This is a genomic window from Arthrobacter sp. 05T420 (assembly GCF_056396305.1).
Genome location: NZ_JBFTLG010000009.1, coordinates 103802 through 123341 on the forward strand (window position 1 = coordinate 103802; position 19540 = coordinate 123341).

16 protein-coding genes and 1 pseudogene are annotated in these 19540 nt (G+C 67.0%); 11 read left to right on the forward strand and 6 right to left on the reverse strand.

The window, feature by feature from the left end; genetic code table 11:
* Positions 1–11: 11 nt before the first annotated feature.
* The 3 genes from AC1DEM_RS10620 to AC1DEM_RS10630 are packed head-to-tail and all read right to left on the reverse strand — an operon-like array spanning position 12 to position 4426.
* Positions 12–1439, reverse strand: a complete 1428-nt coding sequence (locus tag AC1DEM_RS10620; protein WP_476884332.1) for a gamma-aminobutyraldehyde dehydrogenase — start codon at positions 1437–1439, stop codon at positions 12–14.
* Between the two features lie 12 nt (positions 1440–1451).
* Complete coding sequence (locus tag AC1DEM_RS10625; protein WP_476884333.1) at positions 1452–3092, reverse strand: thiamine pyrophosphate-dependent enzyme; 1641 nt, start codon at positions 3090–3092, stop codon at positions 1452–1454.
* Complete coding sequence (locus tag AC1DEM_RS10630) at positions 3089–4426, reverse strand: MFS transporter (RefSeq protein WP_476884334.1); 1338 nt, start codon at positions 4424–4426, stop codon at positions 3089–3091. Before AC1DEM_RS10630 ends, AC1DEM_RS10625 begins: the two co-directional genes overlap by 4 nt.
* 203 nt (positions 4427–4629) lie before the next feature.
* On the opposite strand from AC1DEM_RS10630, the gene AC1DEM_RS10635 reads away from it, so the two are divergent.
* From AC1DEM_RS10635 to AC1DEM_RS10675, 9 genes are all read left to right on the forward strand, one after another.
* The gene (locus AC1DEM_RS10635) at positions 4630–5811 is read left to right on the forward strand and encodes a PucR family transcriptional regulator (RefSeq protein WP_476884335.1); all 1182 of its coding nucleotides are present in this window, start codon (positions 4630–4632) and stop codon (positions 5809–5811) included.
* 133 nt (positions 5812–5944) lie between these two features.
* Complete coding sequence (locus AC1DEM_RS10640; RefSeq protein WP_476884336.1) at positions 5945–7345, forward strand: MFS transporter; 1401 nt, start codon at positions 5945–5947, stop codon at positions 7343–7345.
* The gene (locus tag AC1DEM_RS10645) at positions 7342–7797 is read left to right on the forward strand and encodes a RidA family protein (RefSeq protein ID WP_476884337.1); all 456 of its coding nucleotides are present in this window, start codon (positions 7342–7344) and stop codon (positions 7795–7797) included. The genes AC1DEM_RS10640 and AC1DEM_RS10645 overlap by 4 nt, the downstream gene beginning before the upstream one ends.
* A gap of 32 nt (positions 7798–7829) precedes the next feature.
* Positions 7830–8450 carry an RraA family protein gene (locus tag AC1DEM_RS10650; protein ID WP_476884338.1) on the forward strand — a complete coding sequence of 207 codons (621 nt, stop codon included), beginning with the start codon at positions 7830–7832 and terminating at the stop codon, positions 8448–8450.
* A 44-nt stretch (positions 8451–8494) separates the two neighbouring features.
* Positions 8495–9034, forward strand: coding sequence for an NUDIX hydrolase family protein (locus AC1DEM_RS10655; RefSeq protein ID WP_476884339.1), 540 nt, complete (start codon positions 8495–8497; stop codon positions 9032–9034).
* Positions 9035–9154: 120 nt separating this feature from the next.
* A complete protein-coding gene (locus AC1DEM_RS10660) occupies positions 9155–10216 on the forward strand; it encodes a DUF6707 family protein (RefSeq protein ID WP_476884340.1) in 1062 nt (353 codons plus the stop codon).
* A 47-nt stretch (positions 10217–10263) separates the two neighbouring features.
* Entirely contained in the window at positions 10264–10989 is a 726-nt protein-coding gene (locus AC1DEM_RS10665) for an SRPBCC family protein (protein WP_476884341.1), read from the forward strand.
* Positions 10990–11022: 33 nt separating this feature from the next.
* On the forward strand, positions 11023–12321 hold the full coding sequence (gene tgt / locus AC1DEM_RS10670; protein ID WP_476884342.1) for a tRNA guanosine(34) transglycosylase Tgt: 1299 nt from the start codon (positions 11023–11025) through the stop codon (positions 12319–12321).
* Between the two features lie 396 nt (positions 12322–12717).
* Complete coding sequence (locus AC1DEM_RS10675) at positions 12718–13656, forward strand: type IV toxin-antitoxin system AbiEi family antitoxin domain-containing protein (RefSeq protein ID WP_476884343.1); 939 nt, start codon at positions 12718–12720, stop codon at positions 13654–13656.
* Between the two features lie 191 nt (positions 13657–13847).
* On the opposite strand, the gene AC1DEM_RS10680 is transcribed toward AC1DEM_RS10675, so the two are convergent.
* Together AC1DEM_RS10680 and AC1DEM_RS10685 are read right to left on the reverse strand one after the other, a co-directional pair.
* Positions 13848–14543, reverse strand: coding sequence for a queuosine precursor transporter (locus tag AC1DEM_RS10680; RefSeq protein WP_476884344.1), 696 nt, complete (start codon positions 14541–14543; stop codon positions 13848–13850).
* Positions 14544–14800: 257 nt separating this feature from the next.
* Positions 14801–16216, reverse strand: a complete 1416-nt coding sequence (locus AC1DEM_RS10685; RefSeq protein ID WP_476884345.1) for an MFS transporter — start codon at positions 16214–16216, stop codon at positions 14801–14803.
* Between the two features lie 157 nt (positions 16217–16373).
* Between AC1DEM_RS10685 and AC1DEM_RS10690 the strand changes: the two genes are divergently transcribed.
* Both AC1DEM_RS10690 and AC1DEM_RS10695 read left to right on the forward strand, forming a co-directional pair.
* Entirely contained in the window at positions 16374–17258 is an 885-nt protein-coding gene (locus tag AC1DEM_RS10690) for a hydroxymethylpyrimidine/phosphomethylpyrimidine kinase (RefSeq protein WP_476884346.1), read from the forward strand.
* Between the two features lie 149 nt (positions 17259–17407).
* Positions 17408–17554: pseudogene (locus AC1DEM_RS10695) on the forward strand (hypothetical protein); the annotation flags it as partial.
* 221 nt (positions 17555–17775) lie between these two features.
* Here AC1DEM_RS10695 and AC1DEM_RS10700 read toward each other — a convergent pair.
* On the reverse strand, positions 17776–19524 hold the full coding sequence (locus AC1DEM_RS10700; RefSeq protein WP_476884347.1) for a pyruvate dehydrogenase: 1749 nt from the start codon (positions 19522–19524) through the stop codon (positions 17776–17778).
* Between the last annotated feature and the right edge of the window lie 16 nt (positions 19525–19540).

The window sequence follows — 19540 nt, forward strand, 5'->3', positions numbered from 1 at the left end:
TAGCGTGGTTCTTAGCGGTGGGAGGTGGTGACTGACTTGAGGCGGGTGTAATCCTCCAGGCCAAAGACAGAGAGGTCCTTGCCGGTGCCGGAGTGCTTGAAACCGCCGTGCGGGGCCTCGGCCGGGATCACCTGGTGGCAGTTGATCCAGACGGCGCCGAAGTCCAGTTCGTTGGACACCCGGGTGACGACGCCGTGGTTGTTGGACCAGACGCTGGACGCCAGCGCGTACTTCGTCCCGTTGGCGAGCTCGATGGCCTCCTCCTCCGTGGCGAACGGCTGAACGGTGACCACGGGTCCGAAGATTTCCTCGCACACCACCTCGTCGGCCTGGAACACTCCGTCGATCACAGTGGGTTCGAAGTGGAAGCCGGCGCCCGTCCGCTTGCCCCCGGCCAGAACCCTGGCGTTGGCGGGCAGCCGGGACATGAAGCCCTCCACCCGGTCCAGCTGGGCGGCGCTGTTCAGCGGGCCGAGGTCCGCGGCGTCGCCGCCGACCTGCAGCGCCGCGGCGGCCGCGGCGAGCGCGGCGCCGAACTCCTGGTGGATCGAATCCTCCACGAGCACGCGGGTCACGGCGGTGCAGTCCTGCCCGGCGTTGAAGAATGCACCGAGCGCGATCTCCTTGGCCGCCAGGTCAATGTCGGTGTCGGCGAAGACGATCGCGGGCGCCTTCCCGCCGAGTTCCAGGTGGACGTCCTTAAGGGTCTTCGACGCCGCGGACATCACCTGCGCCCCGGCCCGGGTGGAGCCGGTGATGGACACCATTTCCGGAATCTCGTGATCCACCATGGCGGCACCGGTCCCCCGGCCGCCGCAGATGACGTTCACAACGCCGGCCGGGTAGGCCTCCTGCGCCAGCTCGCCCAGGACCAGGGTGGACCAAGGGGTGGTGTCCGCCGGCTTCAAGACCAGAGTGTTACCGGCGGCGAGCGCCGGTCCGATCTTCCAGATGGCCATCATGAACGGGTAGTTCCACGGGGTGATCTGGGCGACCACGCCGAGGGGTTCGCGCCGGACGGTGGAGGAAAAGCCACGGACGTATTCGGTCTGGGCGGTTCCGGACACCACGCGGCAGGCGCCGGCAAAGAAGCGCAGCTGGTCGGCGCCGCGGAGGATCTCGATCTCGCGGGTCACCTGGCGGGGCTTGCCGGTGCAGGCCACCTCGGCGTCAAGGAGCCTGTCGACGTTTGCTTCGATGAGGTCGGCGAGTTTGAGCATCATGGCCTGGCGTTCGGCCGGGGTGGTCCGCTTGTAGCTCTGGAAGGCGGTGTGGGCGGCCTGGAACGCGAGGTCCACGGTGGCGGCGTCGCTGTCCGGGGCGGTGCCGAGCTGGACCCCGGTGGCGGGGTCGAAGAATGGCAGGGTGGCAGCAGCTGTTCCGTCTGCGGCGCTGCCTTGGACGATCTCACCGTTGATGATGTTGTGCAGGGTGATCATGGCGGACTCCGGTCAGTTGCTGGCGGTCTTGGGTGAGCGGGTGGTGGGGTCCTGCGGGAGGTGCAGGACCGCCGGCAGCCCGGATTCGACGGCGCGGCGGAAGGCGGCGCCGAAGTCCTCGGCCTTCTCCACGCGTTCGCCGTAGCCGCCATAGGACCGGGCCAGCGCGGCGAAGTCCGGGTTGGTCATGTGCGTGCCCGAGGGGCGGCCCGGGTAGTGGCCTTCCTGGTGCTCACGGATCGTGGCAAAGATGCCGTTGTCCACCACGAGGGCGATGAACTTCCCGCCGTGCCCCATGGCCGTCGCGATTTCCTGGCCGTTCATCATGAAGCAGCCGTCGCCGGCCACGGAGATCACCTGGCGGCCGGGGTAGGCCAGGGAGGCAGCCACCGCGGCCGGGATCCCCATGCCCATGGCACCGTTGCGGGGCGCGGCGAGGGAGTTCGCCGCGTTGTGCTTGAGGTAGCGTGCCGGCCACAGCGAGTGGTTCCCGGCGCCGTAGGTGATGACGGCGTCGTCGTCCATTTCCTGCTTGAGTATTTCCATCACGACGGCGAGGTCCACGCCGGTTCCACCGTCCGGCTGCGCGGTGGAGTACTTCTCGTAGTCCGCGCGGGCCCCGGCCAGCCAGCCGGCCGCAGGTTCCACCGCGGATTCCGTGGCGGCGAGTGCGGTGGCGAAGGACGCGACGTGGGCCGCGATGTGCTGGTCAAGCCGGCCGAAGTGGCCCAGCAGATCGGCGCCGGGGTGGACGACGACGGTGACGGCATCCAGTCCGCGCATGTAGCCGTCGGAGAGCACGTCGGCGCGGACGCAGCCGACGAACACCAGCAGATCGGCCTCGTCGAGGCGTCGGGCGTTGGCGTCGCTGCGGGCGTAGCCGAGGTAGCCGGCGTAGGAGTCGCTGCTGTGCGGGACGGCGTCATAGGCGCGGAAATCCGCGAGCACGGGGATGCCGTGGCGGGAGGACCAGCCGGCCAGCGCGTCGGACGATTCCTGGTTCCAGCCTTCGCCGCCCACCACGATCAGGGGCTTCTTGGCTGCGGCCAGCTTGGCCTCCAGTCCGGCGAGGTCCGCCGCTGACGGTTCGGGCCGGGCGACGGTGCGGGGCTCCACTGTGCACGATTTCGCTGGGCCCGGTTCAATGGCGTGGACCAACACGTCTTCGGGGAGGCCGATCACGACGGGACCCGGCCGGCCGCTGAGGGCCGTGAAGATGGCGTCGTCCACCACGCGGGCGGCGGAGGCGGCGTCGTCGAGCGTCACGACCTTCTTGGCGGTGCTGCCGAACCAGGCGTTGATGTCGAATTCCTGGAACGACTCCCGGCCGCGGTCCGCGACCGGGATGAGTCCCACGAACAGGATCATCGGGGTGGCGTCCTGGTGAGCGGTGTGGATGGCGATGAAGGCGTTGGCGGCACCGGGGCCGCGGGTCACCATGGCCACGCCCGGAAGCTCCGTGAGCCGGCCTTCGGCGAGGGCCATGAACCCGGCGCCGCCTTCGTGGCGGGTCACCACGGTTTCAATGGAGGATCCGTGCAGGCCGTCCAGGACATCCAGGAAGCTTTCCCCGGGGACGCCGTAGACGCGCTGGATACCGGCTCGTTCCAGCTGGGCAACAATCAGGTGCCCGGCGGTGGTTGTTGTACTCAATGCTTCATTCCCTCTTCTTCGATGCTCAGTGCGGGGAGCAGGATGCCGGACAGTGCGGTCAGCACGGACACGACCAGCAAGATGATGGCACCCGGCCAGAACGAGTTGCCGTTGGCGGCCACGAGGGCCGTCGCGATCAGCGGCACGAAGCCGGAGATGACGCCGGCGCTGTTGGAGGTGATGGCGACGCCGGTGTAGCGGACCTTCGTGGCGAAGAGCGCGGTGAGGGCCGTACCGGACACGGCATACGGGATGGACAGGGTGCACACGCCGATGATCATGGCCAGGATGACCAGGGCCGGGATGGCGGTGTCGATGGCCAGGAACACCGGGACGGCGACGAGCGCGGATGCCACGCCACCCCAGAGGATGACCTTGCTGGCGCCGAACTTCTCGCCCATGCGTCCGGCCCAGATCAGGAAGAAGATCTCGAAGACGGCAGCGAGAAGCGAGCCCATCAGCAGGGTTTCGTAGGGCATCTTGAGCACTTTGGTGCCGTAGAAGACCACGAAGCTGGTGATGAGGTAGAACCCGCCGATGCCCAGCAGCGCGGAGCACATGCCGACCAGGATCTGGCGCCAGCTCTTTGTCAGCACTCCGCGGATGGGGGCGTGCTCGGTCTCGCCGGACTCCATGAGCGCTTCGAATTCCGGGGACTCGCTGAGCTTGCTGCGGATCCACATGGAGATCGCCAGCAGCGGGAGCGCCGCGATGAACGGGATGCGCCAGCCCCACGCGTCAAAGTTGGCCTGGCCCACCAGGTACAGCATTCCGAAGAAGCCGCCCGAGGACAGGATGGTGCCGATCGGCGAACCGATCTGCGGGAGGGCAGCGTAGCGGGCGCGCTTGGCGACCGGGGCATTTTCGACGGCGATAATCACCGCGCCGCTCCACTCGCCGCCGACGGCGAGACCCTGCAGGATGCGCAGCGCGACCAGCAGGATGGGCGCTGCGACGCCGATCGTCATGTAGTTCGGGAGCAGGCCGATGAGCCCGGTCACGAGGCCGATGCCCACGATGGTGACCATCAGGATCTTCTTGCGCCCTACCTTGTCCCCCAGAGCGCCGAAGATGAAGCCGCCGATCGGGCGGGCCACGAAGCCCACGGCCAGGGTGGCGAAGGAGCTCATGGCCGAGACGAAGGGGTCCTGGGACACGAAGTACTGCGCGTTGAACACCAGCGCTGCGGCTGTGGTGAACAGGAAGAAGTCGTACCACTCCAGAGCCGTTCCAACGAGGGCCGCGAGGGCGACTTTCTTGGCCACGCTCTCATCGACGGCCCCGGGTAACTGCGGGCCGGCGGTGGTGGTGGCGTTGCTTGCGCTGCTTGCCATGATTACTCCAAAGAAATATGACGGGTCTTTGCCGGTGCCGGTGCGACAACCCCATTCGGGGAAAATGCCGTCGATGGCGCTCCAGGCGGATGGTTCCGTGGGGTGTGATTAGGCTCACCCCTGGTGCTTCCATCCATTCTGCCAGTAGCTTTTTCCAAAATAACTAGCAGTGCGCCACGCATCCTGGACCCTAGAATGTGAGAATGCACAATTTTGGATCGCCGGGGGCCGAGTTCCGCTGGAGAGAGCTGGTGGACCAGCTAGAAGGGCGGCTGGACATCCTGGCCCAGACTTTCACCGCCCGGGTACGGCAAATCCCGGAATACGGCGAAAGCCAGGTGACTGTCCTAGAAATCCGGGACACGGCGCGGGAAACTTTTCGCCGGCTCATCCACGGGCTGCGGGGCGGCCCGGAAGACACGGCGCGGGACGGGCTGCTCGCCTTCGCCTCGGATCTCGGCTCCAAGCGGGCACGGGCCGGAATCCCGCCGGAGTCTCTAACATCAGCCGTGCGGCTGGACTTCAGCATCCTGTGGGCCGACCTCCTGGAGATCGCCGCACCGGAGGACGCGGGCCTGCTCGCCTCCCGCGTGGATCTGGTCTGGCGCGTCGTCGACGAGTTCGCCACCCGGACCCACATGAGCTACCTGACTGAGCGCGTGCGGATGGCCCAGGAAGAATCCAGCATCCAGCGCGAGTTCATCGCGCGGCTCTTCAACCAAAGCACACCCTCGGCCGAAACGTCCTCGCAGGTGGGCTCCGCTCTGGGCATCGGGCCGGATTCGCGATGCGGCCTTGTAGCTGCCAGCGGCGAACCCGGCGCCCGGCTGCGTGCATCTGCCACCCAATTCGGCTCGGGCCAGCGACGCTACAAGCTGTTCCTGCACGAATCAGGCGGGAATACCTACCTCTTCTGGCCTCTGCTCCCTCCCCGGCCCAGGGAAACCCGGAGTGCGCCTCCGCTGCCGCCGCTCCTGGCCGACATCCCCTGCGGCTATGTGCCGGAGGTGCACGGGCTGCGCGGCCTGCCCGCGGCTGCCCGCACTGCGGAGAGCCTCGCCGCCCTGCTGCGCCCGGGAGATGACGGCCCCCTGTCCGCCGATGCGGCGTGGACCCGGCTGGCCCAGCAGAACCTTCAGGACGCCGGCCTCGACCTCGCCGCCCAGCTGGAGGAGGACATGGCGGAATGCCGTGGCGGGGAACGCGAGCGCCTTACGGAAACCGTGCAGCACTACCTGTCCACCGGGAACATCACGGCCACGGCGGAGCAGCTCTTCTGCCACCGGAACACCATCCTGAACCGGCTCAACCGCTTTCAGGAATTGACCGGAATCGATTTGACCGTTCCGACACAGGCGGCCCGGCTGGTGGTCGCCTGGGCCTAGCAGTTGTGTGAACACACACTTCGGGCCCATTTTTGGTGGGGTTTTCGCCATTGAGGTGTGATCACCAACACAGAATAGTTGGCTACTACCTTGCACCGGACATTCGTCCCCGCACCCCCATCTGGAGAAATTGATGGCTCAATCGGTAGAAACCACCTCCCACGCGGCTGCCCGCCTGGACCTGGCCAAGATGCGTAAGATCGCCCTCGCCAGCGTCATCGGCACCACCGTCGAGTGGTACGACCTCTTTGTATTCGGCACAGCATCCGCGCTCGTGTTCAACAAGATCTTCTTCCCCAGCTTCGACCCCCTCGTGGGCACCATGCTCGCCTTCGGCACCTTCGCCTCCGCCTACATTGCGCGCATGGTGGGCGCCATCATCTTCGGCCACTTCGGGGACCGCCTGGGCCGGAAGTCCATGCTCCTGATTTCACTGCTGACCATGGGCGCCGCCACCTTCGCCATCGGCCTGCTGCCGGACTACAACAGCATCGGCATCATGGCGCCTCTGCTGCTGCTCTTCCTACGCGTCATCCAGGGCCTGGCCCTGGGCGGCGAATGGGGCGGCGCCGTCCTGATGACGGTAGAACACGCTCCCGCGTCTCAACGCGGGTTCTACGGTTCGCTGGTCCAGGTGGGCGTGCCCGCCGGAACCTTGATCGCCAACGTTGCGTTCCTCATTGTCGCCTCGAGCGTCAGCACCGAAGCCCTCCTCGCCTGGGGCTGGCGTATCCCGTTCATGGCCTCCGCGCTGCTTGTGGCCGTGGGCATTTACATCCGGCTGCACATCGAAGAAACGCCGTCCTTCCAGGCAGTCAAGGATGCCGGCGCCAAGGCCAAGCTGCCCTTCGCGGCCCTCATGGCCAAGTACTGGAAGCAGGTTATCCTCGGCGGCGTCGCCACTCTGTCCACCGGCAGCACCTTCACCCTGCTCGTGGCCTCGGGCGTCTCCTACGGCAAGAAGGAACTGGGCCACTCGGAAACCCTGATGCTGTGGGTTGTGCTGGCTTCCTGCGCCCTGTGCTTTGTCCTGATCCCCTTCTTCGGCCGGCTCTCTGACAAGTTCGGCCGCAAGCCGATCATCTATGCCGGTGTTGCCGCCGAGGCAGTCCTGGCGTTCCCGATGTTCTGGCTCATGGACACCAAGTCCGTGCCGCTGCTGTTCGTCGCCTACCTGGCCATGATGACGGCCTTCGCCGCGAACTACGGCCCGATCGCCACCTTCCTCGCCGAGCTCTTCGGTTCCAAGGTCCGCTACTCGGGACTGTCCGTGGCCTACATGCTCTCCGGGCTGCTCGGCAGCGCCGCGACGCCGTTCATCACCACATGGCTGCTGGGCATGACCCACCAGAGCTCCTCCATCGCGTGGTACATCATGGCCGCCGCCCTCGTATCGCTCTGTGCCTTGTTCGTCCTGACCGAAACCCGGCACGGCAACATCGACGCCGTCGACTCCGCCCCCACCGACGCGGTCGCCGCCGCAACCACGGTTGCAACCACTGACCCGTCCGCCGAAGCGGTGGCTGCCAAGTGACAGTCCAGGACGCTCACCTCACTGCTCTGCCCGCTGCTCCTCCCGTAAACGGGACGGTCCACCGGATCGCGCAGATCCCGGGCGGCGCGGCCGCCGTCGGCCCGTTCTCCCAGGCGGTCGTCGCCAACGGGTTTGTCTTCACCGCCGGCCAAATCCCCGCGATCAGCGGGCTGGACCACCAGCCCGACACCTTCGAGGACCAGGTGCGCCAAACCATCATCAACCTCCGGTCCGTGCTGGAGGCGGCCGGGTCCGGCCTGGAGCACGTGGTCAAGGTCAACGCCTACCTCACCGATCCCGACCGGCTCGAGGCCTACAACCGGGTCTACTCGGAGTTCTTTGCGACGGCCCGGCCTGCTCGGACCACGGTCTGTGTGAGCCTGTGGGATGTCGCGCTGGAAATCGACTGCGTGGCCGTGGTTGCCGACACGACGGCGCCGGACGCCCAGTGAGCGCCGTCAGCGCCGTAGGCGCCGGGAGCACCGTGAGCGCAGTGCGTAGCGGTGAACTCGCCGAGGGACTCGCGGCCGTCAGCTACCCCACGATCGGGCACTTCCTGGAGGACGGATTCGTGGATCCGGCCATCCGGGCGCTGCTCGACGGCGTCAAGGTGGCTGGCCCCGCGGTCACGGTGCGCATCGCGGACCATGACGCCTATGCCATGAACCGTGCCCTGCTGGAGCTGCACCCCGGCGCGGTGCTGGTGGTGGACATGTCCGGTGACCACCGGCACGCGCCGGTGGGCGCGGTCACCGCGGCAGCGGCCACCGCGCAAGGCGCCGCCGGCGTCGTCGTCGACGGCGTGGCCACCGACGTCCTGGAGCTCCGCGCCACGGGTCTGCCGGTCTTCGCCCGCGGGACTTCGTGCCTGACTACCAAGCGGGTCCGCAGCGGCGGCTCCGCGGTGAATGTCCCGGTGCAGTGCGGAGGCGTCCAGGTCAATCCGGGCGACTGGGTGCTCGGGGACGACAACGGCGTGATCGTCCTGTCCCCGGAGGCGGCCGCCGAGGTCCTGGGCCAGGCACTCTCCTCCGACGCCGCCGAGCCGGCGCTGCTGGCACGAATCGCATCCGGCGAGCCGTTGGAATCGGTGCTGGCGTTCTGAGGGACGGCGCGGGATTCCGGTCAGGGATGGGGTAGAACTTAACCATGAATGTGCGCACCCCTGACCCGAATCCCGGCTGGCTCTCTGACGACGACCTGATCGAGGCGCGGGGCAAGCTGCCGATGGTCTATGTCGAGGCCGTACCGGTCCGGCTGGACCCCCTCGGGTTCGTGAACGAGGTCGGCACCCTGCTGCAGGCCGACGAGGACGGCGCCATGGTCCGTTCGCTGGTGTCCGGCCGCGTTCTTTACCGCGAGACCATCCGCGCCGCGCTGCTCCGCCACATGGAGAAGGACCTGGGCCCGCTTGCCTTCCCGCAGCTGCCGGTCAGCCCGGTGCCGTTCACGGTGGCCGAGTACTTCCCGTCTCCGTCCCATACCGGCTTCACGGACGACCGCCAGCACGCCGTTGCCCTGGCGTACATCATTCCCGTCACCGGCGAATGCTCCCCGCGCCAGGACGCCCTCGAGCTGACCTGGATGACGCCGCAGGAGGTCATGAGCACGGACGTACAGCTGGAATTCAGCGGCGGCCGGGGGGCCCTGATCCGGCAGGCGCTGGCCTTCGCGGGAGTCGGCAACTAGCCGACACCCTTGGGGCCCGCGCCGTCCGGGGACGCTCGGGGCGTCCCGGGCGTCCCCGACTTCACGCACCTGATTTTGTAGACTGGTGGGCGGACCGCAAGAGAACTTTAAGGACTCCCGATGACCCACCCCCCAGCCTCCCGGAATTACAGCGAACAGCAGGCTGGATCCCTTCGGGCCGGCGACCACCTGATCCTGCCCGATGGAAACCGCTCTGCCGAGATCCACCGCGTCGATGTCGAAGCCGACGATTTTGGGACTCCCGCCATGGTTTTGGCGACCCTCAGCGGCGGCGGTGTGCTGCGGATCGCGGCGGGATCATTGATCCGGGTCACCGACGACCCCGAGTCCGGCGCCACGATTGCCTCCGACGACGGCGCGCCCGCCGGAGCACCCGAACTGCCGACTCCTTCCGGCGACGGCTCCCCCGAACTTCCGGCGTCCGGCCCGTCCCCGGAACCGGAAGAGGAGGTGCCCGACGCAGCTGAGTCCGACAATACGGCGGCCGCCGTCGTCGTCCCTCCCCAGCCCGTTGCGCCGCCGGCGGTGGGCGGACCCAGCGACGCGGACCTGGCCCTCATCCCGGTCCCCGACGGCACGCCGGAGTCTGTCGTGGAGGCCGCGGCCGAGGCCCATACGGGCGCCGTCGGTGTGCTCCTGCTCAGTGAACGGCTCGCCAAGGGCATCAACACCAAGTCCGGCAGCTGCCTGAAGGACCTCAGCGACCTCGCACACGAGCTCTTCATCACCCTCAAGGACGCCGAAAACGCCCTGGCGGTCGCGGACCTGCTCAACGTCCTGCCGTTCGACGGCAACCCCGACCGCTGGGCCTCCGTGGAGTCAACCCTGGCGCTCTCCAGCTACATTTGCCGCCAGCTGGGGCAGGACCAGCGTGCCGGGATCTACGAGAAGTTCCTCCGCGCGCCGGAGGCCATGGAAACTGACCCGTTCAAGGCCCGGATCAACGCCAAGGTGCGCCAGCGCTCGCTCAACGAGCCCAACCTGTACGACAAGGAAATCTTCCGCTCGATCGACAACGCGAACCCGGATGCTGAACGCGAATGGCGCCTGCTGCGGCTCGAGGCGCTCCTGTTCCTGCGTGCCCATGGTGGCTCCGAAACGGTTGGCGCCGCCGAGCTGGAACGCCGGATCGGCAACGAGCTCGAATCAGTCCGCGCCTGAAGTATTTGCCCCTACCCCGCCACGGCCGGGCGTTGTAGATTCGGCCCATGACGAACAATCTGAGCGTTGTGATTAATTCGGACGCGCAGCAAGTTTGGACCATGCTGCGCGAACCCGCCAAGATCGCCGAGTGGCACGGCTGGGTGGCCGATGACCAAGAGGCCGAAATCAGCGAAATCTACTTCGGCCCCAACGTCATCGAAGGCGCAGACCACACCTCCCTGGTGGTGGACGGCGGAGACATCTTTACGTTGAAACCCGTCGCCACGGGCACGGAAGTCAGCGTTACCAGGGCGGCAATCGACCACGATTCCGAGTGGGCGGCCTGGGACGAGGACATCACCCAGGGCTGGCTGACCTTCCTGCACCAAATGCGCTTCGCCCTCGAACGGCACCCGCATGGCAGGCGTCGAACTTTTTTCTTCTCCGTGCCCGGCACCAGCGGGTCCGCGATAGAAAAACTCGGGCTCAGCGATGTCCCGGCGCCCGGGGACCCGTATTCGCTCACCCTGCCCACGGGCGAGGAGATCTCCGGCAAAGTGTGGTTCCGCAGCAACCACCAAGTTGGCCTGACGGTCCACCACTACGCCGAGCACGGGGACGGCCTAGTGATCGTGGCGGACCAGCCGGTCATCGCCGATGTCCGGCCCGACGGCGGCTCCGTCGCGATCATCTCCACCTACGACCTCGGGGCCCACCAGCTGGAGGCAATCCGAAATCACTGGGACAAGTGGCGGGCTGAGAACTACCCCACATCCGACCCCGTCCACTAAGGGAAGGGCTGCGTTAGCTGGCACACTTGAACCGTGCCAGCCAATCCTGAGTCCGATCCTTTGCCCCCCGCGCCTGCCAGGCAGTCCGAGTTTTCCTTCCGCGTGGGCAAGCGCCTGAGCGAGGCGTGCCCGCCGTCGGCCGGGCAGATTGACGCCAACGGCGGGGAGTTCCTGGGCCGGACCGGCACCATCGCCACCCCGCACGGGGAGATCCAGACCCCGGCGTTCATTGCCGTCGGCACCAAGGCCACGGTCAAATCCGTGCTGCCGGAATCCATTGCCGAGCTCGGCGCGCAGGCCGTGCTGGCCAACGCGTACCACCTGTACCTGCAGCCGGGCGCGGACATCCTGGACGAGGCCGGGGGCCTCGGTGCGTTCATGAACTGGCGCGGGCCTACGTTCACCGATTCCGGCGGGTTCCAGGTGATGAGCCTGGGCTCGGGGTTCAAAAAGGTCATCGACATGAAATCGGTGGACAATTCCGGACCCGACGACGCCGTCGCCCCCGGCAAGGAACGCCTGGCCCACGTGGACGAGGAAGGCGTGTGGTTCAAGAGCCACCTCAACGGCGACCGGCACCGCTTCAGCCCCGAAATCTCGATGAATGTCCAGCACCAGATCGGCGCGGACATCATGTTCGCGTTCGACGAGCTCACCACGCTGCAGAACTCCCGCGGCTACCAGGAGGAGTCCCTGGAACGGACCCGGCGCTGGGCCGAACGGTGCATCACCGAGCACTTCCGGCTCACGAACGAGCGCGCCGGCAAGCCCTACCAGGCCCTGTTCGGGGTGATCCAGGGTGCCCAGTACGAGGACCTGCGCCGCAAGGCCTGCCGCGACCTCGGAGCCATGAACTTCGACGGCTTCGGCATTGGCGGGGCGCTGGAGAAAGAAAACCTCGGCACGATCGTGCGCTGGTGCAACGAGGAACTGCCGGAGAACAAGCCGCGGCACCTGCTGGGCATCTCCGAACCGGACGACATCTTCACCGCCATTGAGAACGGCGCGGACACCTTCGACTGCGTGTCCCCCACCCGGGTGGCCCGCAATTCGGCGTTCTATCACCCCACCGGCCGGTACAACCTCTCCGGCGCCAAGTACAAGCGCGACTTCGGCCCGCTGCAGGAAGGCTGCGACTGCTACGCCTGCGTGAATTATTCGCGGGCCTACATCCACCACCTGTTCAAGGCCAAGGAGATGGTCTCGGCCACCCTGATCTCGATCCACAACGAACGCTTCGTGGTGAAGATGGTGGACGACGCCCGGCTCGCCATCGAGGCCGGCAACTTCTTCGAGTTCAAGGCCGAGACCCTGCGGAACTACTACTCCTAGGCGTCCGTGGCCCGTGGTTCCGGGGTCCGGCGTCGGACTGGCCCGACGCCCGCGGGTCCCGGCGTCGAACCGGTCCGCCGTCGACCTCGAAGTCGCCGAAACCGTGCCCGATCGCCGGAAATTTCCGGCGACCCCGCAGCGTTCCGGCGACCTCGGGCTTTCCAGGGTACGACGGCGGCAAGGCGTGCCGCCCGCCGTCGAAATCGCGGGAAGCCACCGAACTCGCCGTAAATTTCCGGCGCCTCCGCCGCGTTCCGGCGAACTGGGCGGCGCACCGTCCCAAAAAGAGCCGTCGCGAAAGATTCGCGGTGCGGCGTCGCGTTTTCCACATACTGGTTTTCCACATAATGTCGGCGGGGACTGCCGCCCGCTCCCAGGCCAGCTCAGGCTGGTGGCATGACGCAGAACCCTCTGGAGCTGCCGCCGACGAGGAACCTCTGGCGGACCGAACAACTGCTGGACCTCGGCTACGGTCCGCGCGCCATCCGCTCGCTCCTGGACTCAGGCGCCCTCGTCCGGCTCCGGTACGGCTGCTACATCCGCGCCAGCCTGTGGCGGGCCCAGTCCCCCACCGCCCGGAGCAGGCAGCTCATCTACGCACATGCCCACGGTACGCACACGACATCGACAGGCACCTTCCTCTACAGCCACACTTCCGCGGCGCGCCTCCGCCGCCTCCACTTATGGGACGTGGATAACGCGATCCATCTCCTCCAGAAAGTGCGCCCCTCGAACGAGCGCCACGGCAGGGACGTCCGCTGCCACACGCGTCCCTTCGCCGATCACGACGTCGCAGTTGTGAACGGCCTCCGGACAACTTCTTTAGAGCGCACAACGGCCGATTGCGCCATGCTGCTGCCCTACAGGCAGGCGCTGATCCTCACCGACCACGCGCTTCGCCTCGGCGCAGACCCGGCCACCCTGCAGGCCATGGCAGATGATCTGGACGGGCGGCGGGGGATCCGGACATTCCGCCGCGTCCTCGCCTCGGCCGATCCGCGGTCCGAATCTCCCGGCGAAACCCTGACCCGCGACCTGATCCTGCGGTGCCGGATCCGGCCTCCTGAGCCGCAGCTTGAAGTGATAAGCCGCGTTGGGCGCTATCGTCTGGACTTTGCGTGGAAGGAGGAGAAGGTCGCCCTCGAGTTCGACGGCAAAATCAAGTACTTCGATTACAGTCCCACACCCGAGGTGCTCTTCGAGGAACGGCGCCGCGAGAAGGCCCTGACTGAAGAGGGCTGGCGGTTCGTCCGCGTTGAGTGGAAGGACCTCTTCCTGGAACAGGAATTCAAGAGCCGCCTGCTACGTGCACTGGCCCGCCGCCCGCAACCGTGAGCGCCGGATTCGCCGGAAAACCCGCGACGTCGCCCGAAATTTACGGCGCCCCCGCAGGTTTCCGGCGAATGGGTGGCAGCCCGGGGGACGGCGAACAGTGCGGCGGGGGGCGCGCTCTGGGCGGCGGCGGTGGGGTCTGCGCTCTGGGCGGCGGCCGGACTCGGAGTTTAGCGGCGGCCGGGGACGGAGGCCTAGGCCCCGTAGCTCGGTTCTCGCTTCTTAACCCAACCGATGGAGAGCCCTGTCAGCGGCACGAAGGCGAACTCCACGAGGGTCTTGTAGAGGAAGCCCACGAGGACGTAGTTCACGAACATCCCGGCGTCGGTAATGCCAATCACGGACGCGGCAATGCTGCAGAAGATCAGCGTGTCCACGAATTCACCGGCCACGGAGGAGCCCATGATGCGCGCCCACAGAGACTTTTCTCCGGTCCGTGCCTTCATCTTCACGAGAATCCACGAGTTGATGGTCTGGCCGGCAAGGAATGCCAGGAGCGATGCCAGAACGATCTGCGGGACCGGTCCCAGGGCACCTTCCAGGGCTGTCTGCTTGGAAGCACCGTACTCGTCGTCGAACCCGGGAAGGGCGATGATGACCCAGTAGCAGAGGGACGCGAAGACAGAAAGGGCAAAGCTGGTGACGATGGCTTTGCGCGCCACCTTGAAGCCGTAGACCTCGCTGATGACGTCGCCCAGGATGTAAGCCAGCGGGAAGAGGAAGAATCCGCCGTCCGTGATGACGGGGCCGATCGCCACGCCCTTGGACGCCCCGATGTTGGACAGGATCAGCACAACGGCCATGACGGCCAGCATGATGCCGAAATACGGGGAGCCGATCGAGGCGAATCTAGGCGGAGCTGACGCCGGGAAAGTCTTGGCGGAAGTCATGGCATTCCATTTCGTAGTGGTTCGCTCGGCGGCCCACACTCCCAGGGGAAGACGCTGGACGGCCGGCTGTATTAGCACTGGACGGCCCCGGTGACACACAACGCCGGAACCGCCTCCATTCTCGCACCCGGCACTTCGGGCACGGCGGTGCAGGCCCGGCCGGAAGGCGCGAGTTCGCTGGAAGCCCCCGAGGTCGCCGGAAAATTACGGCGACCAAGAGGGCTTCCGGCGAATTCGGCGACGGCGGGCTGGCCTGCCTAGCGGCGCGAGGCGTCGATGAGGTCCTCGTCGTCGTCCTTGGGGCCGGTGGTACCTGCGCCCGCGTCGACAGCGGCCGGCGTCCAGGCGTGACCCTGCTCGTGGTCCAGGTGCGTGGACTTCTTGTTCTTCAGGGCGAAGATGTAGACCAGCAGGGAGATGCCGATGGCCACGGTGACGTAGGTAAAGAACAGTTCTTCCTGGCCCGCCTTCTGCAGGGCCGCGCCGATGAGCGGGACGGTGCCGCCGAAGAGAGAGTTGGCGATCGCGTAGCCCAGGCCGACGCCGAGGGCGCGGATGGACGCGGGGAACAGCTCGGCCTTCACCAGGGCGTTGATGGAGGTGTAGCCGCCCACGATCAGCAGGCCGCCCATCATGAGCAGGAACGCGGTCATCGGATCCTTGGTTCCGGCCAGGGCGGACAGGAGCGGCCAGGTGAACAGGACGCCGGTGATGCCGAACCACAGCAGCAGCGGCTTGCGGCCCACCTTGTCCGAGATGATGCCGTAGACCGGCTGGAGCAGCATGAAGATGAACAGTGCCCAGAAGTTGATGACCGAGGTGTCGGTCTTGGCGATGCCGGAGGTATCGTTCATGAACTTCAGGATGAAGTTGGTGTACGTGTAGAACGCCACCGTGCCGCCGAGGGTGATCCCGATGCAGATCATGAGCGGCTTCCAGTAGCTGGTGAACAGCAGCTTCATGGTCCCCGGCTGCGCCTGGCCCGCCGCGGCAGGGGCCTTTGCGGCCTCGATCTGTTCGGCCGAGACGGTTTCCTCCATGGAGCGCCGCAGCCACAGGACCACCAGGGCGGCCACGCCGCCGATCGCGAACGGGATGCGCCAGCCCCACTCGGTCAGCTCGGCCTTGGGCATGGCGTTCTGCAGGACCACGAGGACCAGCAGGGCCAGCATCTGGCCGCCGATCAGCGTGACGTACTGGAAGCTGGAGAAGAAGCCGCGGCGCTTGGAGGTAGCGGCCTCGGACATGTACGTGGCACTGGTGCCGTACTCACCGCCTACGGAGAAGCCCTGGATCACGCGGATAAGGACCAGGAGGATCAATGCCCACAGGCCGATCACGTCCTGGGTGGGCAGCACGGCGATGGCGAAGGAGCCCGCGGACATCATGGTCACACTCAGGGTCAGCGCGGCCTTCCGGCCCCTGCGGTCGGCGTACCGGCCAAAGAACCAGGCACCGATCGGGCGCATCAGGAACGACGTCGAGAAGACGGCCATCGCCTCGAGACCGGCCTGAAGCTCATCGGTGGAGTTGAAGAAGTGCGCCTGGAAGTAGGCCGCAAAGACGGTGTAGACGTAAAGGTCGTACCACTCGACAAGGTTGCCGGCCGAGCCTTTGAGGATGTTGCCGACGGCTTTCCGGGTCTGGGCCGCTTCGGACAGTTGGGTGCTCATCAATGAACCTTCCTGGATCCGGCGCCGCCAGGAGGCAACACCGTCCGCCACCCTAGTTCCCGTGATCCGGAACACTAAGATTTTGTTCATACTGTTCATGGAATGCTTGTTCAGGAGCACAATGCGGGTGGTTTTGGCGGGATGGCAGGATGGGACCATGACTTCTACCGCATTCGATTCCGCCGCCCTGACAGTTGCCGATACTGCCTCCGTCGCCGCCTCCTCCCCCGCCGTCGCGCTCACCATCGCAGGCTCCGAGGCGACCGGCGGCGCCGGCGCGCAGGCTGACCTGAAGACTTTCCAGGAGCTCGGCGTCTTCGGGATCGCGAACCTGACCTGCATCGTGTCCTTCGACCCCAAGGACAACTGGAACCACCGCTTCGTCCCAGTGGACCAGCAGGTCATCGCGGACCAGCTGGAGGCGACGACGGCGGCGTACGGCGCCGCGTCCGGCGCACCGGCCGTTCTGGACACCGTCAAGATCGGCATGCTGGGCAGCCCCGCGACAATTTCGACCGTGGCCGCGGCGCTGGTAGCCGGGCAGTTCGCCAACGTGGTGCTGGATCCGGTGCTGATCTGCAAGGGCCAGGAGCCGGGCCACGCCCTGGACACCGACCAGGCGCTCAAGTCCCACATCCTGCCGCTGGCCACTTTCGTCACGCCGAACCACTTCGAGGCCGAGTCGCTCTCCGGGCTGGAAATCACCGACGTCGAGTCCCTCAAGGCCGCCGCGGTCCGCATCCATCAGCTCAGCGGCGCCGCGGTGCTCGCCAAGGGCGGCGTGCGGCTGGACGGCCCCGACGCCGTCGACGTCTATTTCGACGGCGAAACGCTGGAGGTCCTGTCCGCCCCGAAGGTGGGCGAAGTGGCGGTGTCCGGCGCCGGGTGCTCGCTGGCCGCTGCGGTGACGGCTGAGCTCGCCAAGGGTGCGACGCCGCTGGCCGCCGCCCGGACGGCGAAGGCATTTGTGACCGCCGGCATCCGCAACCGGGTGGCCTCGGGCGCACCGTTCGATGCCTTGTGGCAGGGCGGCCCGCGCTAACACGTTGCAGAGGATCGTCGGAGGGAACGGCAATGGCACAGCACTTTGAGTCCGTGGACGAGTACGTCGCCTCCTTTCCTGCCGAAGTGCAGGACGTGCTCCAGGAGATCCGGCGGCGCTGCCATGACGCTGTACCTGGATCAAGGGAGATGATCAGTTACGGCATCCCGACCGTCACGCTCGGCGGCAAATACGTGGTGTATTTCGCCGGCTGGGCGCACCACATCTCCGTTTACCCCGTGCCCGACGGCGACGAGCCGCTCAGCGCGGAACTCGCACCCTACCGCGCCGCGAAGGGGACGCTGAAGTTCCCGCTGCGGAAGCCCGTTCCGTACGAGCTGATCGGAAAAGTGGCCGCGGCCCCCTGGCAGCGGAACGCCGGAGCGGGGCGCCCTAAGCAGCCGGGCTCGCCGGAAAGCCCCGGGTTCGCCGGAAACTTCCGGCGAACCCGGGAGATTCCAGCGAACTGGAGGGCTTCCGGCGAACTGGAGGGCTTCCGGCGAACCCAGGGACCGCCTCAGCGCCGCGGGATGTTCCGCAGGTTGCTCCGTGCCATGCTGACGGCCTCGCCGGCGCCCCGGTTGAGGACCACCTTGGACATGGCCGTGGCGAAGCCCAGGATCTGTGCGCCCTTGATCTTGGGCGGAAGGGACAATGCCTTGGGGTCAGTGATGAGCTCCACGAGCGACGGGCCGGGGTGGGCGAAAGCTTCCCGGTACGCGGCCTCGATCCGGGACGGGTCCGTGACCCGGACGGCGTGGAAGCCCAGGGCCTTGGCAACGTCGGCGTAGTTGGCGTCCGGGACGTCGACGCCGAAGTCCGGGAGCCCGTCCACCAGCATCTCGAGTTTCACCATGCCCAGGGTGGAGTTGTTGAAGACCACCACGTTCACCGGCAGCCGGTGCGCGGCGACCGTGATGAGCTCGCCCAGCAGCATGGACAGGCCGCCGTCGCCCGAAACCGAGACCACCTGCCGGCCGGGGAACGCCAGCTGGGCGCCGATCGCGTGCGGCAGCGCGTTGGCCATGGACCCGTGCAGGTAGGACCCGATCAGCCGGCGCGTGCCCAGCGGATTGATGTACCGGGCGGTCCAGACATTGCACATGCCGGTGTCGGCCGTGAAGATCGCGTCCTCGGCCGCCACCTGGTCCAGCAGCGAGGCCGCGTATTCCGGGTGGATCGGCTGTTTCTTCCCGACGTTCCGGGTGTACGCCCCCACAGCCTTGTTCATGAGCCGGTCGTGCTTTTTCAGCATCTGGTTGAGGAAGCGCCGGCTCTTCTTCGGCTGCAGCTGCGGCATCAGCCCGGCCAAGGTGGGCAGCACGTCCCCATGCACGGCGACGTCGACGTCGGTCCGCCTCCCGAGTTTGTGCGCGGCCCGGTCCACCTGCGCCGTCCGGGTTCCCGGGAGGAACTGGTCGTACGGGAAGTCGGTGCCCAGCAGGATCAGCAGGTCCGCGTCCTCGATGCCCTCGGCCGCGGCGCCGTAGCCCAGCAGGCCCGTCATGCCGATGTCGTAAGGATTGTCGTACTGCATGAAGTCCTTGCCGCGGAGGCTGTGGCCGATCGGCGCCGCGAGCAGTTCTGCGAGGGCAATCACCTCGTCGTGCGCGCCCTGCACGCCGGCGCCGGCAAAGATTGCAACCTTCTCGGCGGCGTTGATGGCGTCCGCCAGTTCCCGCACGCTGGCGGGGTCCGGCGTCAGCGTCGCAGGCCGGAACGCCGCAGGGGCCGGCGTCGGAGCTGTCGCCTCCAGGCCGGCGATGTCACCGGGCAGGGTCACGACGGCGACGCCCCGGAGTCCGACGGCGTGCTGGATGGCGCTGTGCATGACCCGGGGCGCCTGCTCCGCGGTGCTGACCAGCTCGGAGTAGACCGAGCATTCGTTGAAGATCCGGTCCGGATGGGTCTCCTGGAAGAAGCTGCTGCCGATCTGCTTACTCGGGATGTGCGAGGCGATGGCCAACACCGGAGCCCCGGAGCGGTTGGCATCATAGAGTCCGTTGATCAGGTGCAGGTTGCCGGGTCCGCAGGAGCCGGCGCACACCGCGAGCCGGCCGGTCAGCTGGGCTTCCGCCGCCGCGGCGAACGCGGCCGCCTCCTCATGCCGGACATGGATCCAATCAATTCCGCCCTGCTGCGAGCCGCCGGTCTGGCGGACGGCGTCGACGATTGGATTGAGGCTGTCCCCCACGATCCCGTAGATCCGCTGCACGCCGGCAGCCTGGAGTTGTTCGATGAGCTGGGTGGCAAGTTCCTTGGCCATGGGTGCACGCTCCCGG